Genomic DNA, 26,428 nt, shown 5'->3' on the forward strand with positions numbered 1-26,428 from the left:
GGCGGCCGGGCGGCGGGCGCCCCGGCGGCGGGCGCCCCGGCGGCGCTCACGCGATGGCGGAGCCGGCCACCCAGTCCGCCCAGGACATGTTCCAGCCGCCCAGCCCGTTGCTCGGCGCCACCGTCTTGTCCTGCGAGTTCACGACCTCCACCACGTCCCCGATCAGGGTCCGGTCGAAGAACCAGCCGGCGGGGGTGTCCGAGCCGCCGCCCTTGTCGTCCCGCAGGCCGATGCACCCGTGGCTCATGTTGGTGGTGCCGAAGGTGTCCGGGTGGGACCAGTAGTTCCCGTGCAGGAAGGTGCCGGAGGACGTGAGCCGCATGGCGTGCGGGACGTCGGGGATGTCGTACTCGCCGCCGAACCCGACGGTCTGGCCGTTCATCCGGGTGACGTCGAAGAGCTCCATCACCACCATCTTCCCGTTGTAGGTGGTGGTCTTGGGGGCCCCGGCGCTGATCGGCACGGTGGACAGCAACTGCCCGTCGCGGCGGACCCGCATGGTGTGCGCGGCCGCGTCCACCGTGGAGATCTGGGAGCGGCCGACGGTGAAGGTGATCGTCTTGTCCTGGATGCCGTAGGAGCCGGGCGCGCCCTCGACGTCGCGCAGGTTCAGCTTCACGGTGACCTCGGTGCCGGGCTTCCAGTACTCCTTGGGCCGGAAGTCGAGCCGCTCCTTCCCGAACCAGTGGCCGACGATCTCCACGGCCGGGACGGAGGTGACGGTGATCGCCTGCTCCACTTCCGCGCGGCGCTCGACGGGACGGTTGAAGTTGAAGGAGACGATCATGCCGGTGCCGACCGTGGAGCGGTTCTCGGGCTTGAAGTAGCCGATGAACCGCTCCTCGGGGACGTAGGTGGTGAAGGTGGTGTGCCGGGCCTGGCGGCGGTTGTGCCCGTCCAGTGCCACCACGTCCACGGTGTACTTGGCCGCGAGCGCGAGCCGGCCGGCGGCGGGATCGGGGCTCCAGCTGAGCCCGTCGTCGGCGATGGCGCCGGGGACCTTCTCCTCCTGCGCGTCCTCCACCTTGGTGACCACGACCCGCTCCAGGCGGCCCTCGGGCACGGTGACCATCAGGCGCTCGTCGGCCGGGACGTCCTTGGCCTTGTCCTCGGGGGTGATGCGGATGGCCTCGTCCGGCGAGCGGGGTTTGCCGGGAAGCGCGATCTCGACCGGGGGCCGGCCGTCCTCGGTGCATCCGGCCAGGCCGCCCAGGAGGGCCGCCCAAGCCGCTACGGCGGCCAAGCCCGCCCCTGCCCGCCTCGTCAGAAGTGTCACGCTTCCTCAACGACGGGGGCCCTCCGGGGGAAACGAGGGCCCGGCCCACGTTCCGGGCAGAACTGTCCGGGCAGAACAGTGGGAAGGACCAGACGGGGGCGGGCCCGGGCCGGGACGCCGGGGCCGCACTCTCCCCTACCCCCGCCGGTACCCAGGAGCCGTGGAGGCGGGCATTGTCGAGCGCAGCCGAACAAGAGGCGGTGGAAGCCGCCGGGAACGTCGCGGACGCCATGGACGCGACGCGGAGCGGCCCCGCCGCGCCCGTACCGCGCGTCGACGGCCCGCGGTCCGGGACGGCGAACGGGCGACCGAACGGCCTGGTCTCGGGCCAGACCGTACGGGTGTCGGCCCGCCCGCCGGGGCCACCGGTGTGGCCCGGGTCCTCGCATCCCCTGGGCGCCCGCTTCCACGTGGGCCCGGACGGCACGGCGGGCACCAACTTCGCGCTGTGGGCGCAGGGCGCAGAGGCGGTGGAGGTCTGCCTGTTCGACGGGGACGGCCCGCACGCGGCCGAGACCCGCTGCGCTCTGACGGAGCTCACGCACGAGATCTGGCACGGCTTCGTGCCCGGCGTGCGCCCGGGGCAGCGGTACGGATTCCGGGTGCACGGCCGCTGGGACCCGTGGACGGGCGCGCGGTACAACCCGGCGAAGCTGCTCCTGGATCCGTACGCGCGGGCCGTGGACGGCGACTTCACGCTGCCGGCGGAGGTGTACGGGCACGTGCGGGACTGGCCGCAGCAGTACATCGCCGACACCGTGCGCGACGACCGGGACTCCGCTCCGTACGTCCCCAAGGGGGTGGTCGTCCACGATGACGACGACTGGTCGGACGATGTCCGGCCCAAGACGCCCTGGGCCGATTCGGTGATCTACGAGCTGCACGTGCGCGGCTTCACGATGCGTCATCCCGGGGTTCCGCGCGAGCTCCGGGGCACCTACGCGGGGCTGGCCCATCCGGCGGCCGTCGAGCACCTGGCGAAGCTGGGCGTGACGGCGGTCGAGCTGCTGCCGGTGCACCAGTTCGCGCACGAGGACCACCTGCTGCGCCGGGGGCTGCGCAACTACTGGGGCTACAACTCGGTCGGCTACTTCGCCCCGCACGCCGGGTACTCGTCCAGCGGCACGGCCGGGCAGCAGGTCGGGGAGTTCAAGCGGATGGTCCGGGCCCTGCACGCGGCCGGGATCGAGGTCATCCTCGACGTGGTCTACAACCACACGGCGGAAGCCGGCGAGCTGGGTCCGACGCTGTCCCTGCGCGGGATCGACAACCGCGGCTACTACCGGCTCCAGTCCGACCAACGGCGCTACGCCGACTACACGGGCTGCGGGAACACCCTGCACGCGGGGCGCCCGCATGTGCTCCGGCTCATCACCGACTCGCTCCGCTACTGGGTGACGGAGATGGGTGTGGACGGCTTCCGCTTCGACCTGGCGGCCGCGCTGGCCCGTTCGATGCACGACGTCGACATGCTGTCGCCGTTCCTGGCGGTCATCGCCCAGGACCCCGTGCTCCGTCGGGTGAAGTTGATCGCCGAGCCGTGGGACGTGGGCTCGGGCGGCTACCAGGTGGGGGCGTTCCCGCCACTGTGGACGGAGTGGAACGACCGGTACCGGGATGCCGTACGGGACTTCTGGCGGGGGGCGCTGCCCGACGTACGGGACCTCGGGTACCGGCTGTCCGGGTCGAGCGACCTGTACGCGTGGGGCGGGCGGCGCCCGTACGCCTCGGTGAACTTCGTGACCGCGCACGACGGTTTCAGCCTGCGGGACCTGGTGTCCTACGAACGCAAGCACAACGACGCCAACGGCGAGGAGGGCCGGGACGGGACGAACGACAACCGGTCGTGGAACTGCGGGGCGGAAGGCGAGACGGACGACACCGGGATCGGCGCCCTGCGCCGGCGTCAGCTGCGCAACCTGCTGACCACGCTGCTGCTGTCGACGGGCGTGCCGATGCTGGTCGCGGGGGACGAGTTCGGGCGCACGCAGGGCGGCAACAACAACGCGTACTGCCAGGACAACGAGACGGGGTGGGTGGACTGGTCGCTGCTGGAGGACCCGGCGTGGCGGGAGCTGTTCGCACTGGCGCAGCGGCTGATCTCCCTGCGCCAGGCCCATCCGGTGCTGCGCCGGCGGGCGTTCTTCTCGGGGCGGCCGCAGGGCGTGGACGGGCTGCGGGACCTGGCCTGGTTCACGGCCGGCGGTGCGGAGATGACGGAGCGGGACTGGTACGCGCCCGCCGCGTCCCTGGGCATGTACCTGTCGGGGCGGGACATCCCCGGCCGGGACGAGCGGGGCCGGCAGGTCACGGACGACAGCTTCCTCGCGCTGCTGCACGCCGGGGACCGGCCGGTGGACTGGGCACTCCCGGGAGCCCCGTGGGCGGAGCGGTACGAGCTCGTCCTGGACACCTCGCGGGAGGACCAGGCCGAGGCGCCCGCCACCACGCACCGGGGCGGCGAGACCCTGACGGTCCCGGCGCGGGCGGTCCTGCTGCTGCGGGTGACCGGCTGAGCCGCCGTCCCCCCGGAGCCCGGCGCACCCCTCGCGCCCGTCGCGCGGTTCGCGCCCGTCGCGCCCGTCGCGCGGCAGGCGCTTTTCGGGCGCGGGGGGACATCCCGCGCCGGAGTCCTCGCGCGTCCTGCGATGATGTGGCCGTCGTCGCACACGCGTGCACCTGCACACGCGTGCCATCGAGGAGGTCAGGGGTACGCATGGGCAAGGTCGGGACCGCACTGCGGGAGCTGCGCGGGGCGCAGAAGTCGGCGAAGGGGGTGTCCCTCTACTCGCGGTTCGTCAACCGGCCCGCCGGGCGGTACTTGGCCGCCGGGTCGTACGCGCTTCGACTCACTCCGAACCAGGTGACGCTGGTCAGCGCCGCCTTCAGCTTCGCCGGCGCGGTCGCCGTGGCGCTGGTCGCGCCCTCCTGGGGGCTCGGGGTGGCCGTCTGGGCCGCGCTCGCCGTCGGATTCGCCTTCGACTCCGCCGACGGGCAGCTGGCCCGGCTGCGCGGGGGCGGCAGCGCCGCGGGCGAGTGGCTCGACCACGTCGTGGACTGCGCCAAGCTCACCGCGCTGCACACCTGCGTGCTGATCGCCTTCTACCGCTTCCCCGAGCAGTACGGGACGGAGTCGGACGGCTGGCTGCTGGTGCCGCTGGGCTTCCAGTTCGCGGCGGTCGTGACCTTCTTCGGCGGGCTGCTGACCGAGAAGCTCAAGCCCAAGGCAGCCCCCGGCAGCGAAGCCGCCGCGCCGTCGACCCTGCGCGCGGTGGCGTTGCTGCCGGTGGACCACGGGGTGTTCTGCCTGGTGTTCCTGCTGCTCGGCGGCGGGCGGCTGTTCGCCTGGGCCTACGCGGCGCTGGGCGTGGTCGCCGCGCTGTTCCTGCTGGCGTTCCTGGCGAAGTGGTTCCGGGAGCTCAGCGCCGTTCGGCGGTGAGCGACACCTGGGCCGGGAGGGGTTCGGCCAGCGCGTCCAGTGCCCGGCGCAGCTGGGTGCTGGAGGTGTGGACGGTGTACGGGAAGTAGACGACGTCGACGCCGTGGGCGGCGAAGTCCTTCTCCAGCCGGTCGCCCTTGGCAGTGCCCCGCCAGTCGTCGCCCTTGAAGATGACGTCGAAGCGGACCTGCTTCCAGGTCTCGACCTTGTCCGGGACCGTCTCCACGAAGGCGGCGTCGACGTACCGGACGCTGCGCACGATCTCCAGCCGCTCGACGAGCGGGATCATCGGGCGGCGGCCCTTGGCCAGTTCCGCCATCTCGTCGGAGACCACTCCGGCGACCAGGTAGTCGCACTGACTCCGGGCATGCCGGAGGATATTGAGATGTCCGATATGGAACAGATCGTACGCACCTGGCGCATAGCCGACTCGATACGGCCTGCGCGCCGGCGCACCACGTTCGGACATATCCCGCTCCGTCATCTGTTACCCCCCAGCGGCCACACCCCCCGGTGTGGCGGATTAGCAGACAATAGCGTGCACGTTCCGCACCATGCCGGTGAACGAATAGGGTGGCGTGCGCATCATCCAGGGGAGAAGGGGACGCTCAGTGTCCAGATCCGGCCACCGGCGCCTACTGCTGGTTTCCACCAACTACGCTCCCGAGCACGCCGGGATTGGGCCCTACGCCACCCAGATCGCGGAGCATTGGGCCGATCTCGGACACGAGACGCACGTCCTCGCCGGCATGCCGCACTACCCGTCGTGGTCGCTCGAACCGGAGTACAAGGGGGCGCTACGGCGCACGGAACAGCGCGCGGGTGTCACTGTGCACCGGCGCGCGCACACCGTGCCGCCGCGCCAGACCGCCGTGCGGCGGGCGCTCTTCGAAGGATCGATCCTGCTGCACGGCGCCGTGGCCCCGCCCCGGATGCCGAGGCCCGACGCGGTGCTGGCCCAGATGCCCAGCCTGGCCGGCGGGGTGCTGGCCGCACGGCTGGCGGCGCGCTGGAAGGTCCCCTACGTCCCGGTCGTGCAGGACCTGATGGGCGCCGCCGCCGCGCAGAGCGGGATCAGCGGCGGTGACAAGGCGGCCGCGATCGCCGGCCGGGCCGAGGCGTACGCCCTCAAGCGGGCCACGCTCGTCGGCGTCATCCACGAGACCTTCGTCGAGCGGGTCGTGGGCATGGGCGTGGACCCGGCGCGGATCAGGCTCGTCCCCAACTGGTCGCACGTGGCCGTGCCCACCAAGCCGCGCGGCGAGACCCGCCGGCACCTGGGCTGGGCCCCCGACCAAACGGTGGTCCTGCACTCCGGGAACATGGGCCTCAAGCAGGGCCTCGAAGTCCTCGTCGGCGCCGCGCGGCGCGACCCGAGCGTCCGCTTCGTGCTCATGGGCGACGGCAGCCAGCGCTCGGCGCTCGCCGAGCTCTCCGCGGACGTGCCCAACCTTGACATCATCCCCCCTGCCGCCGACGGCGAGTTCCCGGATATCCTCGCGGCGGCGGACGTGCTCGCGGTCACGCAGCACGCTGCCGTGCTGGACATGAGCGTGCCGTCCAAACTCACCTCCTACTTCCAGGCCGGCCGGCCCGTCGTCGCATCCGTCGCGGCGCAGGGCGGGACGGCCCAGGAGGTGAGGCGTTCGGGCGCCGGGGTGCTCGTACCGCCGGAGGACCCCGACGCGCTGCTGAAGGCCGTACGGGCCCTGGCCGAGGACCCCGACGGCGCGGACGCGCTGGGGGCGGCCGGACCCCGCCACGTGGCGGCCCACCTGAGCCGTGAAGCGGGCCTGGCCCGCATCGACGCACTGATAGACGAAGCACTTGGGGGTTACCGGCCGTGATCGAGACGAACCGCCCGGCAGCGGCCCCGGCAGAGGACGAACCCGACCTCCTCAGGGACCAGTTCCGGCAGCTCCTGCGCTACCGCCGGCTCATCGGGGCGGGCGTCGGCATCGGCCTGCTGGGCGGCGTCTACCTCGGCATCTCCACGGCCGACACCTATGTCGCCACCGCCGACCTCGTGCTGCGCGCACCCACAGACGACCCGTTCAACCCGAGCCTCGCCCCCGACAAGGCGATCAACATCGGCTCGGAGCGCCAGGTCGCGCTCAGCTCCTCCATAGCCAACGAGGCGGCGAAGAAGCTCGGCGTCTCCGCCTCCGGCTTCGCGGCCCTGCGCAGCGGGCTGCAGGTGACCAACCCGCCGCAGTCCATGGTGCTCCGCTTCACCTACACCGCGTCCTCCCCCAAGGAGGCCGCCAAACGCGCCAACGCGATGACCGAGGCCTACCTGCTCAAGCGGCAGGAAGCCCTCGACGCCACCCGCGACAAGATGGTCAAGGGGTACAAGGACCAGCGCGACCCGGTCGCCAGGCAGCTCGACGAGCTCGTCAAGGAGATCGCCCGGATGCCGGCCGGCGCCCCGCGCGACGCCGCCACCTCCACCAAGACCGACCTCCAGAGCGAAGTCGGCCGCTACAACGGCAGCATCACCAAGCTGGAGGCCCTGGACATGACCCCGGGCCGGGTCACCAGCGCGGCCACCGCGCCGACCTCGCCCGACGGCCCCGGCATCCCGATGTCGCTCGCGCTCGGCGCGGCCGTCGGCCTGGCCCTCGGTCTGCTCGCCGCCTGGGTCCGGCTGGTCTTCGACCCCGCGCCCCGCTCCGAGGGCGACGTGGCCAGGGCCCTGCGCGCGCCCGTACTCGGCTCCCTGCCCCGGGACCGGACGGGCGGCGGACCGCTGCTCGCGGCCGGCGAGGAGGACCCCCGGCTCGCCGAGGAGTTCCGCTCGGTGGCCTTCCGGCTCGCCTACGACGCACGTTTCGCCGACCGGCGGCGGCTGCTCGTCGTCGCCCCGCGCGGCAGCAGCGAGATCGCCGCCGCGGTGGCCGTGAACCTGGCCGCCTCCTTCGCGGAGACCGGCAAGGACGTCCTGCTCATCGAGGCCGACCTGCGCACCCCCGTCCTGGCCAGCCAACTGCCGACGGACGCGGGCGGGCGGCCGCGCTGGAGCCAGACGCCGGGCGGCAAGGGCGCCGGCGCGCGCACCCCGCAGCACGGGGACGCCGAGTGGCCCGACGGACGACAGCTCGTCGTGGACGCCGGGGAGTCCGGCGCCTTCGACCTGATCCCCGGTGAGCGGGTGCGCAACGTCGCCCGCTCGCTGACCTCGCCGCGCGCCACCCGGCTCGTCTCCGAGGCCGACTCCCCCAACTCCACCGTCGTCGTGCTCGCGCCGCCCGTGCTCTCGTACGCCGACGCCCTCGCGCTCGTCGACCGCGTCGACGGCGTCCTGGTCGTCTGCGACCCGCGCGCCGTGCACCGTACGGACCTGTCCCGGATCCGCGAACTGATCAGCGGCGCGGGCGGCACCGTGCTCGGGGCGGTGCTGCACGCCCCGCTGCCCGGCGAGAAGCGCGGCGTCAAGGGCCGGGGCAAGGGCGACCCCGAATCCCCGTCCCCGGTACCGCCGGCCGCCGCGAAGCGGCACCCGCAGCCCCAGCCGATCCCCTACGAGGTGGCCGAGCCGGAGCAGGTCATCCCGGGCGACGGCACCGACACGGTCGCGCTGCGCACCGTCCAGCCGGGCCGGCGGTGAGCCGGCGCGGCCTCTCGGCGGTCGCGTCGGTCCTGGACCAGGCCGCGTCCAGCGCCACGAACATCCTGGTGCTGGTGCTGGCCGCCCGGCTGTCCTCGGCCTCCGGGTTCGCCGACTTCTCGATGGTGTACGTGGCCTTCAGTGTGCTCCTGGGGCTCAACATGGCCTACGTCGGCCAGAGCCTGGTCCTGGAGAAGGGCGAGCGCCTCGGCGCGGTCTGCCGCTCCGCGGTCGGGTTCACCGGGGCCGCCTCCGCGGTGGCGGGGGTCCTGCTGGGCCTCGTGGGCCTGTCGCTGCCCGGGGCGACCGGGTGGGCCTTCCTCGCCCTGGGCCTCGTCCTGCCGCTGGTCCTGCTCCAGGACGGGCTGCGGTACTGCTTCTCCGCGCTGCGGGCGCCCCAGCGGGCCCTGGCCGCGGACGCGCTGCGGCTGGTGTGCGTGGTCGCGGCGCTCGCCGTCCAGCCCCAAGGGGCCTCCGCGGGACGGCTGGTCCTGGTGTGGGGCGCCTCCGCGCTGCCGGCGCTGGCCCTCGGGCTGTGGCTGCTGCGGCCGTACGTGCGCGGGGTCCGGGCGGACCTGCGGCCGTACCTGCGGCGGGGACACCTGGGGCGGCGGTTCGTGGTCGAGTTCGCGGTGGGCAACGGCTCCAGCCAGCTCGCGGTGCTCGGCCTGGGCGTCTTCGCGACGCCGCTGGCCGTCGGTGCGCTGCGCGGCGCAACCACGCTCTTCGGGCCGCTGAACGTGCTGTTCAACTCCGCCAACGCCTTCGGCCCCCCGGTACTGGGGCGGCTCGGCAGCAAGCGGGCCACGGTCCGGGCGACGGCCCTGCTGGGCCTGGTACTGGCGGCGCTCGGCGCGGGCTGGGCGGCGGCCCTGTACCTGCTGCCGGACCGGCTGGGCCGGGAGCTGCTGGGCGACACCTGGACCGCGGCGTCCGCGCTGCTGCCGGCGACCGGCGCCCAGTACGCCGTGATGGGGCTGGGGACCTGCGCCCTGCTGACCCTGCGGGTGCTCGCCCCGAAGGCCACGCTGTCCTTGCAGGTGGTCTTCTCGCTGCTGTCCGTGGGGCTGCTGCTGGGCGGCTACGCGGTGTTCGGCGTCGCGGGCGCCGCGTGGGGCCTCGCGGCCGGCTCCGCGCTCAAGGCGGCCGCCGCGTGGTGGCGCGTGGCGCGCCTGCGCAGCCCCGCCCCCGAGCCCGCACCCCTGAGCGGGGTCTGACCCCCGGTGCGGCCCGCACCGCTGCGCGGGGTCAGCGGAGGGTGGTGGATTTGTCCTGGCGGTAGGTCGCGACCAGGGCCAGGCACAGCGCGGCGATCGCGACCCGACCCGACGCCTGGAGCAGCGGCCCCCGCAGCAGGATGAAGGAGTAGCCCGCGACCAGCGGGACCACCACCGAGATCAGACTGCCCGGCGGCGCCCGCCGCGTCGCGCGCTTCGCGTAGCGCCGGTCCACGCGGGCGGCGGCGTACCCCATGCCCAGCAGCCCGGCGCCCATGCCCAGCGGCCCGAAGTCGATCCACAGCTCCGCCCAGATCGGGGAGGAGAGGTTGGTGTTGACGGTGCCCATCCACTGGCCGACCATCACGCCGGTGTCCCGCGGCTTGCCGGGCCACACCGAGCGCGGCACCGCGAAGAAGAGCGATCCGGCGAGCTGGCGCCCGTAGAAGTGGCCGGGGCCGGACTCCGAGTAGGTGATCGTGTTGGCGAACATGCCGATCTGGTCGTAGTCCTTGAGCGCCATCGGCTCCAGGAACGACGTGGTCTCGACCGGCTTGTAGTTCTTCTCGTCGTACCGGAAGCGGTCCGCGAAGGGGAAGACGAGGAGCGCGACGACCACGGCCATCGACAGGGCCACCCGGTACATCGCCGCGCTCACCGGGAAGATCGTGAAGAGCAGCGCGAACATGACCGTCAGGAACCAGTAGCGCGGGTTCGAGATGGGGTTGTTGACCACCAGGTTGAGCGCGGCCAGTGCCGCCCAGGTGACGATGATCGAGACCTTGCGGCGGGCGAACTTCGAGGTGATCAGCCAGCGGGTGTAGAGGAGCAGGGCGAGCAGCGCGGGTACGGTGCCGAAGCCGCGCAGCAGTGCCTGGCCGGCCTGGCCGTCGCCGTTGGAGACGCCCGCCTCCTCGATGCCCGCGATGATCTCCTGGCGGCTGGAGAAGAAGACCGCCGGGCCGCCCAGCTTCATGACGAAGGCGGCGCTGCACACGAAGGAGAGGACCGTGAGCAGCTGGAGGCGTCGCCGGTGCGCCATGACCGGCTTCGATTCCTTCTGGGAGCCCCCCGCGCGGCCGGCGGGCCGGTGACGGGCCAGCAGGACGCCGACGTCGAAGGCGGTGCAGCCGAGCAGCACCAGGCCGATGGCGGCGGTGAGGTCGGAGCGCGGCCCGACCACGGGGGTCGGGACCTGCCCCAGGACGGCCTGTGCGAGCGGGGCCACGCCCATGGCCATGTAGACGAAGAGCCAGAAGGAGCCCTGGAGCAGCTTGCGGCGGCTGGTGAGAACCATCGCGGAGAGCCGGGCTCCGGCGTACATGGTGAGCAGGAGCTGGAGCCAGAAGGCCGCGTCGTGGGCCCCGGCGCCGGACTGGACGGCGACGAAGAGGGGCAGGAAGACGGTGAACCCGAGGGCGAGGGGCACGGACAACGCCCGGGAGAGCAGGGTGCGCGGGGTGGTGACCCGGCCCCACCGGCTCTCGTCCTCCACCGGGGGCCGGACGGGCGTGACGGTGGGCTTGCGTATGTCCGTTGCCACTGCCGCCCCCACCCCATGTACCTGATCCGGGCGCAGTCTAGTCTGACCTGGCGGCGCCCGGGGAGGCGCCGGCGGGGGTGACCGAGGGGAACGACTTTGCGTGATCTTCCTGCCTTCACGCTGGCCGGATACGACAAGGGGCGCGGCCTGCTGACGCAGGCGCTCTGGTTCGCGGTGATGAACACGCTGTTCATGAGCTGGTTCTGTCCGGCGCGGCTGCGGGTGTCCCTGCTGCGGGCGTTCGGGGCGAAGATCGGCGAAGGGGTGCTGATCCGGCACAGGGTGCGGGTGCTGTGGCCGTGGAAGCTCACGGTCGGGGACCACACCTGGATCGGTGAGGGCGCCTGGCTGCTGAACCTGGAGCCGGTGGCGATCGGCTCGCACGTGTGCGTCTCGCAGGAGGCCATGCTGTGCACCGGTTCGCACGACCACCGGGCCTCCGACTTCCGCTACCGCAATGCGCCGATCACCGTCGAGGACGGGGCGTGGGTGGCGGTACGGGCGACCGTGCTGGCCGGGGTGACCGTGGGCCGCTGCGCGGTCGCGGGCGCGGGCGCCGTCGTGCACAAGGACCTGCCGGAACTGACCCTGCAGACCCAGGACGGGCGGCGCCGCCCGGTGGAGGAGCCCAAGTGAGAGTCCTGCACGCCGTTACGCTGCACTCTCCCTCGCACGCCTTCGGCGGTCCGGTCCGGGTCGCGCTGAACCTGGCCAAGGGGCTGCGGGCCCGGGGCCACGAGGCTCGGCTGCTGGCGCTGGGCGAGGGATTCCCCGATCCGTGGCCCACGGAGGTGGAGGGCGTCCCGGCGAAGCTGTTCCCGGCGCGGCGGCTGCTGCCGCTGGGGTTCAGCGGGATGACCTCGCCGGCGCTGCTCGCGTCGGCCGGCCGGCTGGTGCGCGAGGCGGACGTCGTCCACGTCCACCTGGCGCGGGACCTGGTGACCCTGCCGGTGGCCCTCGCGGCGCTGCGCGCCGGGAAGCCGCTGGTGCTGCAGACCCACGGGATGGTCGATCCGAGCGGGAAGCTGCTGGCCAAGGTGCTGGACGCGGTGGCGGTACGCCGGCTGCTGCGCGGCGCGGACGCGGTGCTGTACCTGACCCCGCACGAGCGGGGCGGCCTGGACGCGGTGGTGGGCGCGCCGTTGGAGCGGGCGGTCCGCCTGGTCAACGGCACCCCGGCGCAGGAGGAGCGGCCCGCCCCGAGCGGCCCGCCGCGCATCCTGTACTCGGCGCGGCTCCAGGCCCGCAAGCGGCCGGTGGACTTCGTGGACGCGGCGCCGGCGGTCCTCGCCGCGCACCCGGATGCGCACTTCGTGGTGGCGGGTCCGGACGAGGGCGAGGCGGCGGCCGTCCGCGCCCGGATCGGGGAGCTCGGCCTGACGGACCGGTTCACGGTGCCGGGGGCGCTGTCCGGCGCGGAGGTCCTGGCGGAACTGCGCCGCGCCCATGTGTACGTACTGCCGTCGGTGGACGAGCCGTTCCCGATGTCGGTGCTGGAGGCGCTCGCGGTGGGCGTCCCCTCGGTGGTGACGCACTCGAACGGCCTGGCCCGGGACATCGCGGCCGGCGGCGCGGGCCGCGCGGTCGATCCCGGCGCGGCGGGTGTGGCGGCGGCGGTGCTGTCGCTGCTGGACCCGGGCGCCAACGGCGCCGCTTCCCGCGCGGCCCGGGAACTGGCCGCGGACTCCTTCTCGATGGACGCGGTGCTGGACACCCTGCTGCCGGTGTACGAGACCGCCCGCGGCCGCTGAGCGACTGTTCCAGGTCGCCGGACGGGATGTCAGATGACGTCCCGGCGGCGCTCCTCCACGACCGGGATCGCTCCGGCGGTGCGGCGGCGCTTGAGGACGCTCGTGTACACGGCGAGGCCGATGCCGCCCACCGCCATCATGATCAGTCCGACCAGATCGAGGTCGACGCTCTTCATCTCCCAGTCGGTGGCGAAGGTGAGGATCGCCCCCACCACGATCAGGCCGATGCAGCCGCCAAGACCGTTCATAGGACTCGCCTCCGGAGGTCGGGGTGTGTCGGTGTCGTGCTCCGGTCACGCGGTTACCCCCGCTCCCGCCACGGAAACGCCCGGGACGCGGAGTCGGACGGGGAACGCGAAAGCCCCCGGCCGGAGCCGGGGGCTTTCGGGTGGGGTGGGGCTACGCCGGGATCCAGGCGTAGCAGCCCGAGGAGTTGAACTCCGCAGTGCCCGCCGGGATCGTCGCCGTGATCTTGTCGCCCGCCTTGATCGGCGTCTCGGGGCCCGAGGACAGGACCGTCCCGTCCTTGCCCTTCGCCTCCCACGTGCAGTTCGTGGCCTGCGTCAGCGCCCGGTAGGTGCCCGCCGCCGGGGACGTGCGGGGACCCTCGGGGAAGCCCTTCTCGGCAGCCGCCAGGATCGGCTTCTGCTCCGGGCACAGGTGCGTGATCGCGTCCTTCGCGCCCGTGATCTCCCCGGCGATGACGGCCCCGGTCGCCGCGTCCTTGTCCCGCTTCGCGGTGCGCTCCACCCGCTGGCAGGCCTCCTGCCCCGTCTGCAGGACGGCCGCGGGGTCCATCTTGTCGGGGACCCGGCCACTCAGGTACTTCTTCTCCTGCGCCGTGAAGCTGCCCGTCTTCGGGGTGAGCTTCGCGTCGGGCAGGACCGGACCCGAGGGCTTGGCCTCGGGCGCGGGTGCCTCCCCGGCCTCGGCCGGTGAGTCCGCCGGGTCGGGGGCCGGCGACGAAGCCGGGGGCTTCGCCTTCGCCTCGGCGCCGGAGTCCTTCCCGCCGGAGCTGCAGGCGGTCAGCGTGAGGGCGGCGGTCAGCAGAACAGCAGCCGCTGCGGAGCGTCGGTACATCGGATGGCTCCCGTACTTACTGGGGTGGGACAGGAGTGCGGGGCCCGGCCACGTAGAGCCGGGCCCCGCACGCCGTCAGGCGGTTACTCGGTTCTGCCGGCTACTTCGTACCGAAGGTGAGGACGAGCTGCGGCGCGGCGTCGGCCGCGGAGGCCTCCGACGACCAGATCCACAGCGGGTCGGTACCCGTGCTCGTCAGACCCATGCTGTAGCTGCTGCCCAGCACCGCGGAGACCGCGGCGGTGTCCAACTCGACGTTGTGGATCGCCGAACCGTCCGGCACGCCCGCGATGCTGCCGAGCGGGGTGGTGCCGAGGGTGGGCTTGGTGTTGAAGGTCGTACCGGCGCCGCTCCACGTGCCGGTGACCGGGACCACGGACACGGTGTCGGCAGTGCCGGCACCCACCTGCGTCGTGGTCTTGACCTGCAGCGAGGCGGACTTCAGGACCTGCCCGGCCGGGGCGGCGGGGAGGGTGAAGCGCAGGTACGTCTCGTACAGCGAGGTGCCGCGCACGGCGAGCGAGGTGGCCGCGCCGTTCGCGGTGCTCGGGGCACCCTGGTTGATGTAGGTGTCCTCGGTCGCGCTCACCTTGGAGACCGTGTCCGTGGGCGCCTTGGCCAGGTCGAAGTGGTTCTTGATCTGGGCCGCCGTGAGCACGGTCGGGTAGATCGCCGTCTCGTCGATCTGCCCGGCGAAGAAGTTGGACGTCGGGCGGGTCGGCCAGCTGGTGAGGTTGTCGCCGCCGACGTGCCAGAAGCCGGCGTACGGCTCGTTGGTCGTCACGTTCTGCGTGCCCTTGAGCTGGCCGTCGACGTACAGGGCCATGCCGCCGGAACCCTGGGTGGCGACCACGTGGTGCCACTTGTTGTCGTTGTAGGTGTCGAACAGGCCGGTGGAGACGGTCTTGATCGAGCCCGGGTTCACGCCGAAGACCAGACGGCCCGAGTTGGTCATGTAGACGTGCTTGTCGTACCGGTTGCTGTTGCGCTCGGTGTTGTCACCGAAGCCGACCAGCTTGCCGCCGCGGGTGGTGTTCGTCTTGAACCAGGTCTCGATGGTGTACGAGCTGCCGACCGTCTGGCGGTGGTCGCTGTACACCTTCTGGCTGGTCCCGTTGAAGCCCATCGCGGTGCTGGCTCCGGACACGGCGCCGGGCGCCTGGCGCAGGGCCGGGGCGTTGAGCTGGACACCGCTGGTGTTGCCGCTGTTCGAGGAGTCGGCGACGTACGGGCTGACGGTGTCGTCGTAGCGCCAGTACAGCTCGGCGCCGTCGGTGCGGACCTGGTTCGGGTACGCCTGGACCCCGGTCGGGACGGTCACCGAGACGGTGGCCGACAGGGCGCTGGTGTTGCCGGCGGCGTCGGTCGCGGCGACCCGGTAGGTGTAGGACTGGCCGGCCTTGACCGTGGTGTCGTTCCAGGAGGCCTGCGGGCGGCGCCACTCCAGGGAGTCCGCGGTGACCGAGGCGATCGGGGTGGCCGAGCCGTTGCGGTAGACGCGGTACGTCAGCTTGCTGTCGTCCTGGTCGTAGCTGGTGCGCCAGCGGACCTGGACCGCGCCGGGCTTGACGCTGGAGACGCTGACCACCGGGCTGGTCGGCGCGCCGACGTCGCCCGTGGAGCCGAAGCGGGTCAGTGCCTGCTGCGGCTTGCCGTTGATGAGGGTGAACTCACCGCCGACCCACATGTACTTGACGTCGTTCTTCTCCGCCACCGCCATGACGCGCGGGCCGATGCCCTCGCCGAGGCCGTCGTTGGCCGTGGGGTGCCAGCCGAGCTTGCCCGGGCCGCGCACGAAGCCGTCCAAGGGCGCGGGGGCGGCGCCGGTGTGGTCGGTCGGCTGGGCCAGCAGGAAGTGCCGCTTGCCGTCGGAGAACTCCTGCTCCGTCTTGCAGTCGTGCGCGTGCGAGGAGCTGTAGAGCACTCCGTCGTACGGCAGGACGAACTGCGTGGCGCCGAGGCAGCGGTCGCGCCACTTCTCGGTGAAGTCCGTGAGGCGCAGGCCGATGCGGCCGTCGAAGACGCCGCCGCCCGAGCCCTCGTTGCCCGTGTAGAAGCCCGTGGCGTCGGTGGAGATGTCCTTGACGACCGAGTTCGACGGGATGTTGCTGTACGTCTTGGTGATCGCGCCGGTGGTGGAGTTGACCACGGCCAGCGCGTGCGAGTTGGTGCCGTTGATGCTGAAGAAGTCACCGCCCAGCAGCACGTTCTTGCCGTCCGGGGTGACCTCGATGGCGCGGCCCGGCTCGTCGGCGTTGGCGACGAAGGGCCGCAGGGCGCCGGAGGTGGCGTCGACCGCGGCGAACCGCTCCCGGGTCTGGTCCTCGACGGTGCCGAAGTCGCCGGCCGCGTAGAGGGTGTCGTCCGTGACGGCGAGCGCGCGCACGGTGGCGGGGAAGCTCGGGTGGAACGCGGCCTTGGGGGTGCAGGTCTCGATGTCGATCGCGGCGACGCTGGAGACCGGCGTGCCGTTGACGGCGCCGAAGTAGCCGCCCGCGTACAGCGTCTTCTCGTCCTTCGAGACGACCAGCGACCGCACCGTCGCGGTGCCGTCGCCGATGGTGAAAGCGAGCTTGCAGGAGGTCGGGGCGCCCGTCGCGGCGTCGAGCGCCACGAAGTTCACGGCCTCCTGCTCGCTGCCGGAGCCGCCCGCGGGCGGGTTGACGGCGGAGAAGGTGCCGGCGGCGAAGACGGTGCCGTTCGTCTGGGCCATCGCCCAGACGATGCCGTTCGGCTGCCACGTGGGCAGGTTGTCGGCCGTGAAGGCCACCGGCTGCGTGATGGCGGACGCCTGGGGCATCAGCACCAGGCCTATGCCGGTACCGGCGCCGGCCAGTGACAGGACGAGGGCAGCAGTCAGCCCTCTGGATCTACGCATGAGCCCCCCAGGGCAATCGCCCGGTTTGATGGCTGGAACTATCCGATCAGCCATATGTACTGGCGCAGACTAGGGCTCACGCGAGGGCCCGGTCACCTCACTTGACCCATTGCATACCAACTTGGAATCAACAGGGTTCAGCATGGAGGGTGCACTTCGGACATACGGCACGTTTGCCCCGGTCGCGACCGCAGAGACCTGCGGCCATGGCCGGAACACGGCAAATCGTAGGGGAAATATAAGGCCTCAGCGGTCGATGCGAACCGTCGCGCCCGCCAGTTGGTCCTCGACCTGGCGGATGTCGGCGTCGACCATGATCTTGGCCAGATCCGCCACCAGGACCGTCGGCTTCCAGTCGAGCAGCTCATTGGCCTTGGAGGCGTCGCCGATGAGGGCGTCCACCTCGCTGGGGCGCTCGTACTTGGGGTCGTAGCGCACGTGCTCGTTCCAGTCGAGACCCGCGTGCGTGAAGGAGGCCTCCACGAACTCGCGGACGGTGGCGGCCACGCCGGTCGCGACCACGTAGTCGGTGGCCTCGTCCTGCTGGAGCATCCGCCACATGGCGTCCACGTACTCCGGGGCGTAGCCCCAGTCGCGCACGGCGTCCAGGTTGCCGAGGTACAGCTTCTCCTGGAGGCCGGCCTTGATGCGGGCCACGGCGCGGGTGATCTTTCGGGTCACGAAGGTCTCGCCGCGGCGCGGGGACTCGTGGTTGAAGAGGATCCCGTTGACGGCGTACATGCCGTACGCCTCGCGGTAGTTCACCGTGGTCCAGTACGCGAAGACCTTGGCGGCGCCGTACGGGCTGCGCGGGTGGAACGGGGTGCCCTCGTTCTGCGGGGGCGGGGTGGCCCCGAACATCTCGGAGGACGAGGCCTGGTAGATGCGGGTGTCGACACCGCTGGCCCGGATGGCCTCCAGCAGCCGCAGCGCGCCGAGGCCGGTCACGTCGCCCGTGTAGAGGGGGGCGTCGAAGGAGACGCGGACGTGGGACTGGGCGCCGAGGTTGTAGACCTCGTCGGGGCGTATCTCGCGGAGCAGGTTCACCAGCGCGACGCCGTCGGACAGGTCGGCGTGGTGCAGGACGAAGGACCGGTTGGGGGCCTGCGGGTCCTGGTAGATGTGGTCGATGCGCTCCGTGTTGAAACTGGAGGACCGCCGCACCAGACCGTGCACCGTGTAGCCCTTGGAGAGCAGGAGCTCGGAAAGGTACGAGCCGTCCTGCCCGGTGACGCCGGTGATCAGTGCGGTCTTGCCCATGTGGGGTCCCCCTGGGAATCGTTGCGGTTGGTACTGACGAGCGGGGCGAGGCGGTGCCTCGCGGTTCGGGCCGCGCCGTACGGCACGGGATGCGCCCGTAAGGCCGGGGCACCGGCGGGTCCCGGCAGGGGGACGCGCGGTCGCGGACCGGGACCCGGGGCCGGATGGGTACCGTACACGCCCGGTCCGGCCTCCTTTGCGGCGGATTCCGCCGCCGCCGGGAGCCGGGCCGGGGCCGGGGACCGGTCCCGGGTCGCGGACTGCCGCCGTGCCCGCGGCGGCGGACTGGCATCATCGGCGGTATGACAAGTTCGCTGCCGCTCCTGCCCCCGCACGCCCGCGTCTTCGTCGCGGGCCACCGCGGCCTCGTGGGGTCCGCGGTCGCCCGCCGGCTGACCGCCGACGGCCACGAGGTGCTCACCCGGGGCCGGGCCGACCTCGACCTGCGCGACGCCGGTGCGACCGGGGCCTACCTGCGGGACGTCCGACCGGACGCCGTCGTGCTGGCCGCGGCCAAGGTCGGCGGGATCATGGCCAACAGCACCTACCCGGTGCAGTTCCTGGAGGACAACCTCAAGATCCAGCTCAGCGTCATCGCCGGCGCGCACGCCGCCGGTGTGAACCGCCTGCTGTTCCTGGGCTCCTCCTGCATCTACCCCAAGCTGGCCCCGCAGCCGATCAGCGAGGACGCCCTGCTGACCGGCCCGCTGGAGCCCACCAACGAGGCCTACGCCCTCGCGAAGATCGCCGGCATCGTCCAGGTCCAGTCGTACCGCAAGCAGTACGGGGCCTCGTACATCTCGGCGATGCCGACGAACCTCTACGGCCCGGGCGACAACTTCGACCTGGAGACCTCGCACGTCCTGCCCGCCCTGATCCGGCGCTTCCACGAGGCCGCCGCCGAGGGGCGCGAGGAGGTCACCCTGTGGGGCTCCGGCACCCCGCGCCGGGAGTTCCTGCACGTCGACGACCTGGCCGCCGCCTGCGCGGTGCTGCTCGGCGCGTACGACGGCGACGAGCCCGTCAACATCGGCTGCGGCGAGGACCTCACCATCCGGGAACTGGCCGAGACCGTCGCCGAGGTGACCGGCTTCCGCGGACGCCTCGCCTGGGACACGTCCAAGCCGGACGGGACCCCGCGCAAGCTGCTGGACGTCGGCCGCCTGACCTCCCTCGGCTGGAAGCCGGACATCCCGCTGCGGGACGGCATCGCCGCCACGTACCGGTGGTGGCGCGAGCAGAGCTGATCTCACCCGGGAACCCCTCAGTACGCTCCGCGGCCGTCGACGACGGCGCGGAGCGTACGGCCCATCACGTCGACGTCACTGGTGAAGGACCAGTTGTCGACGTACTGCAGATCGAGCTGGATCGTTTCGTCCCACGTCAGGTCCGACCTGCCGCTGATCTGCCACAGCCCGGTCATCCCCGGCCGGACGGTGAGCCGGCGCAGCTCGACCTCGTCGTACCGCGCCACCTCCTCCGGGAGCGGCGGGCGCGGGCCGACGAGCGACATGTCTCCGGTCAGTACGTTGATCAGCTGGGGCAGTTCGTCCAGTGAGGTGCGGCGCAGCAGCCGGCCGACCCGGGTCACCCGGGGGTCGCGGCGGATCTTGAACATCAGGCCGTCGTTCTCGTTGGCCCCGCTCAGCTCCGCCTTGCGCGCGTCGGCGTCCATGACCATCGTGCGGAACTTCCACATGACGAACGGGACCCCGTCGCGGCCGATGCGCTGCTGCCGGTAGAAGGCGGGACCGCGGGAGCCGAGCCGGATGGCGAGGACGATCCCGAGGAAGAACGGCGAGAGCAGGAACAGTCCGATGGCGGCGCCCGCCCGGTCCAGGGCGGACTTGAGCACGGTCTGCACGCCCCGGCTGACCGGCGGGACGACCCGGAGCATGGCGAGCCCGCCCGCGGAGAGCGTCTCCAGCCGCTTGACGGAGACCTCCACGAGTCCGGGGAAGACGGCGAGTTCCAGCCCGGCGTCGTGCAGGGCCCAGGCGACGCGGCGCAGGCGCTCCCCCGCGATGCGGGCGCCGGGGGCGACCAGCACCAGGTCGGCGTGATGGCTGCGGACGGCGCCGAGCACCGCTTCGGAGTCGCCGTGCGGGGCCTGCGGGGAGGCCGCGTCCAGCCGGGCCGCCACGGGGACCCCGCTGACGAGCGGTCCCGCGCCCACCGGGACCACGCCGACCACCACGTAGGGGTGGTCGGTGCGCGCGGCGAGGTGCGCGATGACGTCCTCGGCGGCGTCGGGCTCGCCGACCACCAGGACCCGGGAGACTGCCTGCGCCTCGCGGCGGGCGGCCGAGAGGTGGCGGTAGGTGAGCTTGTGGCAGGCGACGGTGATGAGCAGAGCGGGCAGCAGCGCCCCGAGGGCGGCGAGCCGGGGGGTGTTCTCCTCGGTCACGACCCGGGCGACGGCGAGCACGCCGATGAGAATCAGCCAGTCATGGACGACGGGCAGCACTCCGCGGGACTCGCCGAGCACGCGGCCGGCGTAGCGCCGGCGCAGCGCCTGCACCCCGGTCCACGCCAGGGCGGCGCCGAGGGCGCAGTACACCGGCCGGACCTGCTGCGCGGCCTCGAAGACGAGGCCTACGGGCACGGCGGCGCCGAGGAAGTCGGCACCGACGGCGGCGGGCAGGTACCAGCGGGCCTTGTCGCCGAGACGCCGCGCGGAACCAGCGGCCTCATGGGCCGTCCTGGCCACTCTTTGCGCAGGAAAATGGACATGCCTCATGGGCCCCCCTGGCACGTGGTCTATGGCAGCGGCGAGTGTCCCCGGCTTCCCCTGGCCTCGGACATCTGTCGCACCGGGAAACAGTACGACAAACGCCCGTACGGTAAATGCCGTTTGCGTCAACCAGACCTCTTGTTGCCCAAGCGTTAGCAACCGGTATCAGGTGTTCCGAATATTGGGCGTCCCTTTCGCACGCGAAGGTGAATGGTCCGGATACCGGATACGTCACTTCGGACAACGAACCGTTTCCAGCCAACCTTTTGACGCGGCCCTGACATCGCGTCGCCCAAGTGGCACTCTTCGACCGTTCATCGCACCAGCCCTGATCTGCCCGGAGGCCCACCCAGCCGTCCGGAACCCCCCTTGCAGAAGGAGTCTGCGTTGAGTCCCACCCCCCAGAGGCGTGCCACTGCGGCCGGCGCGCTCGTGGCCGCGGCAGCCCTGCTCGCCGTAGGCATACAGACCGGCACCGCGACCGCCGACGCCACCGCGTCACAGGCCCGCACGGCCGCCCGACCCGATCCGGGCGCGGCCAACCTCGAACTCAGCGCCTCGGAGCGTGCGACGCTCCTTGCCGACGCCAACTCGACCACCGCCCAGGCGGCCAAGGCCCTCGGTCTCGGAAGCGGCGAGAAGCTCGTCGTCCGCGACGTGGTCAAGGACGCGGACGGCACCACGCACACCTCGTACGAGCGCACCTACGACGGTCTGCCCGTGCTCGGCGGTGACCTCACCGTCCACGCCAAGGACGGCGTCACCAAGAGCGTCACCAAGGCGACCCACCACGAGATCAAGGTCGCCGACACCAACGCGTCGGTCACCCCGGCCGCGGCCGAGAGCCAGGCCGTCGCCGCCGCCGGCGCCGAGGGCTCGAAGGAACTCAAGGCCTCCAAGAACGCCCGCAAGGTGATCTGGGCGGCCGACGGCGTACCGGTCCTCGCGTTCGAGACCGTCGTCGGCGGCCTCCAGCACGACGGCACGCCGAACGAGCTGCACGTGGTGACCAACGCCAAGACCGGCGCCAAGATCACCGAGTGGCAGGCCGTCGAGACCGGCACCGGCAACACCATGTACAGCGGCCAGGTGACGCTGGGGACCTCCCAGTCGGGCAGCAACTGGACCCTGACCGACGCCGCCCGCGGCGCCCACAAGACGTACAACCTCAACCGCGGCACCTCCGGCACCGGCACGCTCTTCTCCGGCCCGGACGACACGTGGGGCAACGGCCTGCCGGCCAACCTGGAGACGGCGGGCGCCGACGCGCACTACGGCGCCGCGGTCACGTGGGACTACTACAAGAACGTGCACGGCCGCAACGGCCTGCGCAACGACGGCGTGGCCCCGTACTCCCGGGTCCACTACGGCAACAACTACGTGAACGCGTTCTGGCAGGACTCCTGCTTCTGCATGACGTACGGCGACGGTGACGGCAACGCGAAGCCGCTCACCTCCACCGACGTGGCCGCGCACGAGATGACCCACGGTCTGACCTCGGTCACCGGCAACATGACCTACAGCGGTGAGTCCGGCGGTCTGAACGAGGCGACCTCGGACATTATGGCCGCGGCCGTGGAGTTCTACGCCAACAACCCGCAGGACCTCGGCGACTATCTGGTCGGCGAGAAGATCGACATCCGCGGCAACGGCACCCCGCTGCGCTACATGGACAAGCCCAGCAGGGACGGCTCGTCCAAGGACAGCTGGTACTCGGGCATCGGCTCCATCGACGTCCACTACTCCTCGGGTCCGGCCAACCACTGGTACTACCTGGCCTCCGAGGGCTCGGGCGCCAAGGTCGTCAACGGCGTGAGCTACGACTCCCCGACCGCGGACGGCCTGCCCGTCGCCGCGATCGGCCGGGACGCCGCCTCGAAGATCTGGTTCCGCGCGCTGACCGTGGGCTACTTCAAGTCGAACACCAACTACGCGGCGGCCCGCACGGCCACCCTGCAGGCGGCTGCCGACCTGTACGGCCAGGGCTCGGTCACGTACAACAACGCGGCCAACGCCTGGGCCGGCGTCGCCGTCGGCGCCCGCATCCCGGTCGGCGTCAGCGTCACCAACCCGGGCAACCAGAACACCGCCACGGGCAGCGCCGTCAGCCTGCAGATCCAGGCCAGCAGCAGCAACGCCGGCGCGCTGAGCTACGCGGCGACCGGCCTGCCGGCCGGGCTGTCGATCAACTCCTCCAACGGCCTGATCTCGGGTACGGCCTCCACCGCGGGCACGTCCAACGTGACCGTCACGGTGACCGACTCGGCGAACCAGACCGGCACGGCGGCGTTCACCTGGACGGTCGGCACCTCGCAGCCGAGCGTCTTCGAGAACACCACCGACTACCAGATCGCCGACAACGCGACGGTGGACTCCCCGATCACCGTGAACCGCACGGGGAACGCGTCCAGCGCCCTCAAGGTGGACGTGAACATCGTCCACACCTACGTCGGTGACCTCCGGGTCGACCTGGTCGCCCCCGACGGCACCGTCTACAACCTGCGCAACCGCACCGGCGGCAGCGCGGACAACATCGTCCAGTCCTTCACCGTGAACGCCTCCTCCGAGGTGGCCGCGGGTGTCTGGAAGCTCCGCGTCGCGGACCTCGCCAGCCTGGACACCGGCTACATCAACAGCTGGAAGCTCACCTTCTGACCCTGACGGGCCGATCGTGAACCACGGCTGAAGCATCTCGACCACGGGGCCGCCCGGGAGGAAACCTCCCCGGGCGGCCCTGTTCCATTCGGCCCCGCAAGGGGCTCGGTGCGGCTCCGGTCGGCGGCCTGGGTCACCTCAGGAGGACGCCGCCTCCCGTGTCCGTGTCCTGGGGGCCCGCGACCAGGCCCAGTTCGCCCGGCGTCGCCAGCAGCGGGTGCGACGGGAGGATCCGCACGGTGTAGCCGAACGGCCCCGTGCGGTCGAGGGCGAGCGGGCCCTCGTACACCCAGCGCCCCTCCAGGTCCGGACCCGCGGCCGGCTTGAGCGGGAAGCTCCGGCCGTCCCGGATCACGTCCTGCGCGTCCACCCGGCCCGCGACGACCTGCACCTCCACGTCCTCGGGCGCCAGCACGTCCAGCGCCACCCGCACCCGGAGGGTGAGCGTGGCGCCCAACTCCGCGGTGCCGTTCACGGGCGCCGCGGCCAGTGCCTCCACGTGCTCGACGGCGACCCGGGGCCAGGCAGCCCGGACCCGCCCCTTCCACCAGGCCAGGTCCCGCGCCGCCTCGGCGGTCAGCGCGCGGTGGGCGAGCGCGGCCGGCGCGTAGAGCCGCTCCACGTACTCGCGCACCATCCGCCCTGCCAGCACCTTCGGCCCCAGTGACACCAGCGTGCGCCGCACCATCTCGATCCACCGCACCGGCAGCCCGGCGCGCCCGGTCCGGTCGTAGAACCGGGGCGCGACCCGACCCTCGATCAGCTCGTAGAGGGCGTTCGCCTCCAGCTGGTCGCGCCGGTCCTCGTCCGCGCCGAGCCCGTCGGCGGTCGGGATCGCCCAGCCGAAGTCCGGCTCGAACCACTCGTCCCACCACCCGTCCAGCACGGACAGGTTGAGGCAGCCGTTCAGGGCGGCCTTCATCCCGCTGGTGCCACAGGCCTCCAGCGGCCGCAGCGGGTTGTTCAGCCAGACGTCGCAGCCCGGGTAGAGCTTCTGTGCCATGGCCATGCCGTAGTCGGGCAGGAAGACGATCCGGTGCCGCACCCGCGGGTCGTCCGCGAACCGCACCAGCTCCTGCACGAGCCGCTTCCCGCCGTCGTCGGCCGGGTGCGCCTTGCCCGCCACCACGATCTGCACGGGACGGTCGGGGTCCAGCAGCAGCCCGCGCAGCCGCTCCGGATCGCGGAGCATCAGCGTGAGCCGCTTGTACGAGGGCACGCGCCGGGCGAAGCCGATGGTGAGCACGTCCGGGTCGAGCACCGAGTCCACCCAGCCCAGTTCGGCCTCGGCGGCGCCGCGCTGGCGCCACGACGCCCGCAGCCGGTCCCGTACCTCCTGGACCAGCTGCTCGCGCAGCACCCGCCGCAGGTCCCACACGTCCTGGTCCGGGATGTCCGCGACGGCGTCCCAGCGCGGGGAGCCGCCCACCGAGAGGGCGTCCTCGGTGCGGCCGGCGCCGATCTGCCGGGCTCCGAGCCGGACCACCTCGGGGGCCACCCAGGTCGGGGCGTGCACCCCGTTCGTCACGGAGGTGATCGGCACGTCGGCCGGGTCGAATCCGGGCCAGAGGCCGGCGAACATCTCCCGGCTGACCGAGCCGTGCAGGGTGGACACCCCGTTGGCCCGCTGGGCCAGGCGCAGCCCCATCACCGCCATGTTGAAGACGCCGGGGTCGCCCCCGGGGTAGGACTCCGCGCCCAGTTCGAGGATCCGCTCGACGGGTACGCCGGCTAGCTCGCCGCCCTCCCCGAAGTGCCGGGCGACCAGGGACCGCTCGAAGCGGTCGATCCCGGCCGGGACGGGGGTGTGGGTGGTGAAGACGGTGCCGGCGCGCACCGCCTCGACGGCGGCGTCGAAGCCGAGTCCCCGCTCGCGCTCCAGTTCCCTTATGCGCTCCAGTCCCAGGAACCCGGCATGGCCCTCGTTGGTGTGGAAGACCTCCGGCTCGGGATGGCCGGTGAGCGCGCAGTACAGCCGGACGGCGCGGACGCCGCCGATGCCCAGGAGCATCTCCTGGAGGAGCCGGTGGTCGCTGCCGCCGCCGTAGAGGCGGTCGGTCACCTCGCGGGCGGCGCTGTCGTTGTCCTCGACGTCGGAGTCCAGCAGCAGCAGCGGCACCCGCCCGACGCGGGCCTGCCAGATGTGGGCGTGCAGGGCCCGCCCGCCCGGGAGGGTGAGCGTGACCCGGGCCGGGGTCCCGTCCTCCTGGCGGACCAGGGCGAGGGGAAGCTCGTTGGGGTCCAGCACGGGGTAGTGCTCCTGCTGCCAGCCGTCGCGGGAGAGCGACTGGCGGAAGTAGCCGTGCCGGTAGAGGAGTCCCACTCCGACGAGCGGGACTCCGAGGTCGCTGGCGGCCTTCAGATGGTCCCCGGCGAGGATGCCGAGGCCGCCGGAGTACTGGGGCAGGGCGGCGGTGACCCCGAACTCGGGGGAGAAATAGGCGATCGCGGCGGGCAGGGCCCCCTCGGACTCCTGTCCCTGGTACCACCTCCCGCCGTTCACGTAGTCATCGAGGTCGGCGGCGGCCACGGCGAGCCGGCGCAGGAAGCGGCGGTCGGCGGCCAGTTCCGCGAGCCGGGCCGCGGAGACGGAGCCGAGCAGCCGGACGGGATCGCGACCGGCGGCCTGCCAGCCCTCGGGGTCGACGGATTGGAAGAGTTCGCGGGTCTCCGCATGCCATGACCAGCGCAGATTGCGCGCGAGGTCGGTGAGCGGCAGCAGAGGCCCGGGAAGGACGGGACGCACGGTGAATCGACGGATAGCCTTCACGTGTTCCACCTTCGCAGGGGATTACGGATCGGAGCGGCCGCACCACGCTGTGCACCCGCGCATCACCCCCGGAAGGCTAGCGACGGCCGCCGCTTCCGACCATGGCGCCTCCGGCGGACTCCGGGCCGAAGGACCCGCCCCGGGGGCGCGTCGGGACGTTTCGAGAGGCCCCGTCAACTCCACCGGTGCCACAAACCGGTACTCCCTGGCGCCGGATT

18 protein-coding genes are annotated in these 26,428 nt (G+C 72.3%); 9 read left to right on the forward strand and 9 right to left on the reverse strand.

Annotation, left to right across the window (positions count from 1 at the left end):
• Positions 1–46: 46 nt before the first annotated feature.
• Positions 47–1,243, reverse strand: coding sequence for an Ig-like domain-containing protein (locus ACWFQ8_RS01140; protein ID WP_453784088.1), 1,197 nt, complete (start codon positions 1,241–1,243; stop codon positions 47–49).
• 206 nt (positions 1,244–1,449) lie between these two features.
• Between ACWFQ8_RS01140 and glgX the strand changes: the two genes are divergently transcribed.
• Positions 1,450–3,792, forward strand: coding sequence for a glycogen debranching protein GlgX (gene glgX / locus ACWFQ8_RS01145; RefSeq protein WP_453784089.1), 2,343 nt, complete (start codon positions 1,450–1,452; stop codon positions 3,790–3,792).
• A gap of 200 nt (positions 3,793–3,992) precedes the next feature.
• Positions 3,993–4,715 carry a CDP-alcohol phosphatidyltransferase family protein gene (locus ACWFQ8_RS01150; RefSeq protein ID WP_453784090.1) on the forward strand — a complete coding sequence of 241 codons (723 nt, stop codon included), beginning with the start codon at positions 3,993–3,995 and terminating at the stop codon, positions 4,713–4,715.
• Here the strand turns inward: ACWFQ8_RS01150 and ACWFQ8_RS01155 are convergent.
• Positions 4,696–5,184 (reverse strand): adenylyltransferase/cytidyltransferase family protein, encoded by a 489-nt coding sequence (locus ACWFQ8_RS01155; protein ID WP_453784091.1) that lies wholly within the window; start codon positions 5,182–5,184, stop codon positions 4,696–4,698. The two genes, ACWFQ8_RS01150 and ACWFQ8_RS01155, sit on opposite strands and share 20 nt — an antisense overlap.
• A gap of 172 nt (positions 5,185–5,356) precedes the next feature.
• Between ACWFQ8_RS01155 and ACWFQ8_RS01160 the strand changes: the two genes are divergently transcribed.
• From ACWFQ8_RS01160 to ACWFQ8_RS01170, 3 genes are read left to right on the forward strand one after another with little or no spacing between them, the layout of a single operon-like run.
• Complete coding sequence (locus tag ACWFQ8_RS01160; protein ID WP_453784285.1) at positions 5,357–6,562, forward strand: glycosyltransferase family 4 protein; 1,206 nt, start codon at positions 5,357–5,359, stop codon at positions 6,560–6,562.
• Complete coding sequence (locus tag ACWFQ8_RS01165) at positions 6,559–8,322, forward strand: lipopolysaccharide biosynthesis protein (RefSeq protein ID WP_453784092.1); 1,764 nt, start codon at positions 6,559–6,561, stop codon at positions 8,320–8,322. The genes ACWFQ8_RS01160 and ACWFQ8_RS01165 overlap by 4 nt, the downstream gene beginning before the upstream one ends.
• The gene (locus ACWFQ8_RS01170) at positions 8,319–9,539 is read left to right on the forward strand and encodes a hypothetical protein (protein WP_453784093.1); all 1,221 of its coding nucleotides are present in this window, start codon (positions 8,319–8,321) and stop codon (positions 9,537–9,539) included. The genes ACWFQ8_RS01165 and ACWFQ8_RS01170 overlap by 4 nt, the downstream gene beginning before the upstream one ends.
• A 31-nt stretch (positions 9,540–9,570) precedes the next feature.
• Here ACWFQ8_RS01170 and ACWFQ8_RS01175 read toward each other — a convergent pair whose 3' ends face one another.
• Positions 9,571–11,082 (reverse strand): hypothetical protein, encoded by a 1,512-nt coding sequence (locus ACWFQ8_RS01175; RefSeq protein WP_453784094.1) that lies wholly within the window; start codon positions 11,080–11,082, stop codon positions 9,571–9,573.
• Positions 11,083–11,178: 96 nt separating this feature from the next.
• Here ACWFQ8_RS01175 and ACWFQ8_RS01180 point away from each other — a divergent pair, with 96 nt between their 5' ends.
• Together ACWFQ8_RS01180 and ACWFQ8_RS01185 are read left to right on the forward strand one after the other, a co-directional pair.
• The gene (locus ACWFQ8_RS01180; RefSeq protein ID WP_453784095.1) at positions 11,179–11,718 is read left to right on the forward strand and encodes a WcaF family extracellular polysaccharide biosynthesis acetyltransferase; all 540 of its coding nucleotides are present in this window, start codon (positions 11,179–11,181) and stop codon (positions 11,716–11,718) included.
• Positions 11,715–12,833, forward strand: coding sequence for a glycosyltransferase (locus ACWFQ8_RS01185; RefSeq protein WP_453784096.1), 1,119 nt, complete (start codon positions 11,715–11,717; stop codon positions 12,831–12,833). The genes ACWFQ8_RS01180 and ACWFQ8_RS01185 overlap by 4 nt, the downstream gene beginning before the upstream one ends.
• A 29-nt stretch (positions 12,834–12,862) precedes the next feature.
• On the opposite strand, the gene ACWFQ8_RS01190 is transcribed toward ACWFQ8_RS01185, so the two are convergent.
• The 4 genes from ACWFQ8_RS01190 to gmd all read right to left on the reverse strand — a co-directional run bounded on the left by ACWFQ8_RS01190 (position 12,863) and on the right by gmd (position 18,051).
• Positions 12,863–13,081 (reverse strand): DUF6458 family protein, encoded by a 219-nt coding sequence (locus ACWFQ8_RS01190; RefSeq protein ID WP_453784097.1) that lies wholly within the window; start codon positions 13,079–13,081, stop codon positions 12,863–12,865.
• A gap of 151 nt (positions 13,082–13,232) precedes the next feature.
• Positions 13,233–13,913: a hypothetical protein gene (locus tag ACWFQ8_RS01195; protein ID WP_453784098.1), complete on the reverse strand. Its 681-nt coding sequence runs from the start codon at positions 13,911–13,913 to the stop codon at positions 13,233–13,235.
• A gap of 100 nt (positions 13,914–14,013) precedes the next feature.
• A complete protein-coding gene (locus ACWFQ8_RS01200) occupies positions 14,014–16,791 on the reverse strand; it encodes a CBM96 family carbohydrate-binding protein (protein WP_453784099.1) in 2,778 nt (925 codons plus the stop codon).
• Positions 16,792–17,037: 246 nt separating this feature from the next.
• Positions 17,038–18,051 carry a GDP-mannose 4,6-dehydratase gene (gmd, locus tag ACWFQ8_RS01205; RefSeq protein WP_453784100.1) on the reverse strand — a complete coding sequence of 338 codons (1,014 nt, stop codon included), beginning with the start codon at positions 18,049–18,051 and terminating at the stop codon, positions 17,038–17,040.
• 302 nt (positions 18,052–18,353) lie between these two features.
• Here gmd and ACWFQ8_RS01210 point away from each other — a divergent pair, with 302 nt between their 5' ends.
• Positions 18,354–19,298, forward strand: a complete 945-nt coding sequence (locus tag ACWFQ8_RS01210) for a GDP-L-fucose synthase family protein (RefSeq protein ID WP_453784101.1) — start codon at positions 18,354–18,356, stop codon at positions 19,296–19,298.
• A 17-nt stretch (positions 19,299–19,315) separates the two neighbouring features.
• Here the strand turns inward: ACWFQ8_RS01210 and ACWFQ8_RS01215 are convergent, their stop codons facing one another.
• Positions 19,316–20,791, reverse strand: coding sequence for a sugar transferase (locus ACWFQ8_RS01215; protein WP_453784102.1), 1,476 nt, complete (start codon positions 20,789–20,791; stop codon positions 19,316–19,318).
• Between the two features lie 381 nt (positions 20,792–21,172).
• On the opposite strand from ACWFQ8_RS01215, the gene ACWFQ8_RS01220 reads away from it, so the two are divergent.
• Positions 21,173–23,440 (forward strand): M4 family metallopeptidase, encoded by a 2,268-nt coding sequence (locus tag ACWFQ8_RS01220; protein WP_453784103.1) that lies wholly within the window; start codon positions 21,173–21,175, stop codon positions 23,438–23,440.
• Between the two features lie 133 nt (positions 23,441–23,573).
• Here ACWFQ8_RS01220 and glgP read toward each other — a convergent pair whose 3' ends face one another.
• The gene (glgP, locus tag ACWFQ8_RS01225) at positions 23,574–26,210 is read right to left on the reverse strand and encodes an alpha-glucan family phosphorylase (protein ID WP_453784104.1); all 2,637 of its coding nucleotides are present in this window, start codon (positions 26,208–26,210) and stop codon (positions 23,574–23,576) included.
• Between the last annotated feature and the right edge of the window lie 218 nt (positions 26,211–26,428).

The sequence above is a fragment of the Streptomyces sp. NPDC055254 genome (assembly GCF_053606025.1).

Bases quoted from the DNA above. Each gene is read 5' to 3' on its own strand.
- ACWFQ8_RS01150 (WP_453784090.1), top strand. From the start codon at position 3,993: ATGGGCAAGGTCGGGACCGCACTGCGGGAGCTGCGCGGGGCGCAGAAG.
- ACWFQ8_RS01155 (WP_453784091.1), bottom strand. From the start codon at position 5,184: ATGTCCGAACGTGGTGCGCCGGCGCGCAGGCCGTATCGAGTCGGCTAT.
- ACWFQ8_RS01190 (WP_453784097.1), bottom strand. From the start codon at position 13,081: ATGAACGGTCTTGGCGGCTGCATCGGCCTGATCGTGGTGGGGGCGATC.
- ACWFQ8_RS01195 (WP_453784098.1), bottom strand. From the start codon at position 13,913: ATGTACCGACGCTCCGCAGCGGCTGCTGTTCTGCTGACCGCCGCCCTC.
- ACWFQ8_RS01200 (WP_453784099.1), bottom strand. From the start codon at position 16,791: ATGCGTAGATCCAGAGGGCTGACTGCTGCCCTCGTCCTGTCACTGGCC.
- gmd (WP_453784100.1), bottom strand. From the start codon at position 18,051: ATGGGCAAGACCGCACTGATCACCGGCGTCACCGGGCAGGACGGCTCG.
- ACWFQ8_RS01210 (WP_453784101.1), top strand. From the start codon at position 18,354: ATGACAAGTTCGCTGCCGCTCCTGCCCCCGCACGCCCGCGTCTTCGTC.
- ACWFQ8_RS01215 (WP_453784102.1), bottom strand. From the start codon at position 20,791: ATGAGGCATGTCCATTTTCCTGCGCAAAGAGTGGCCAGGACGGCCCAT.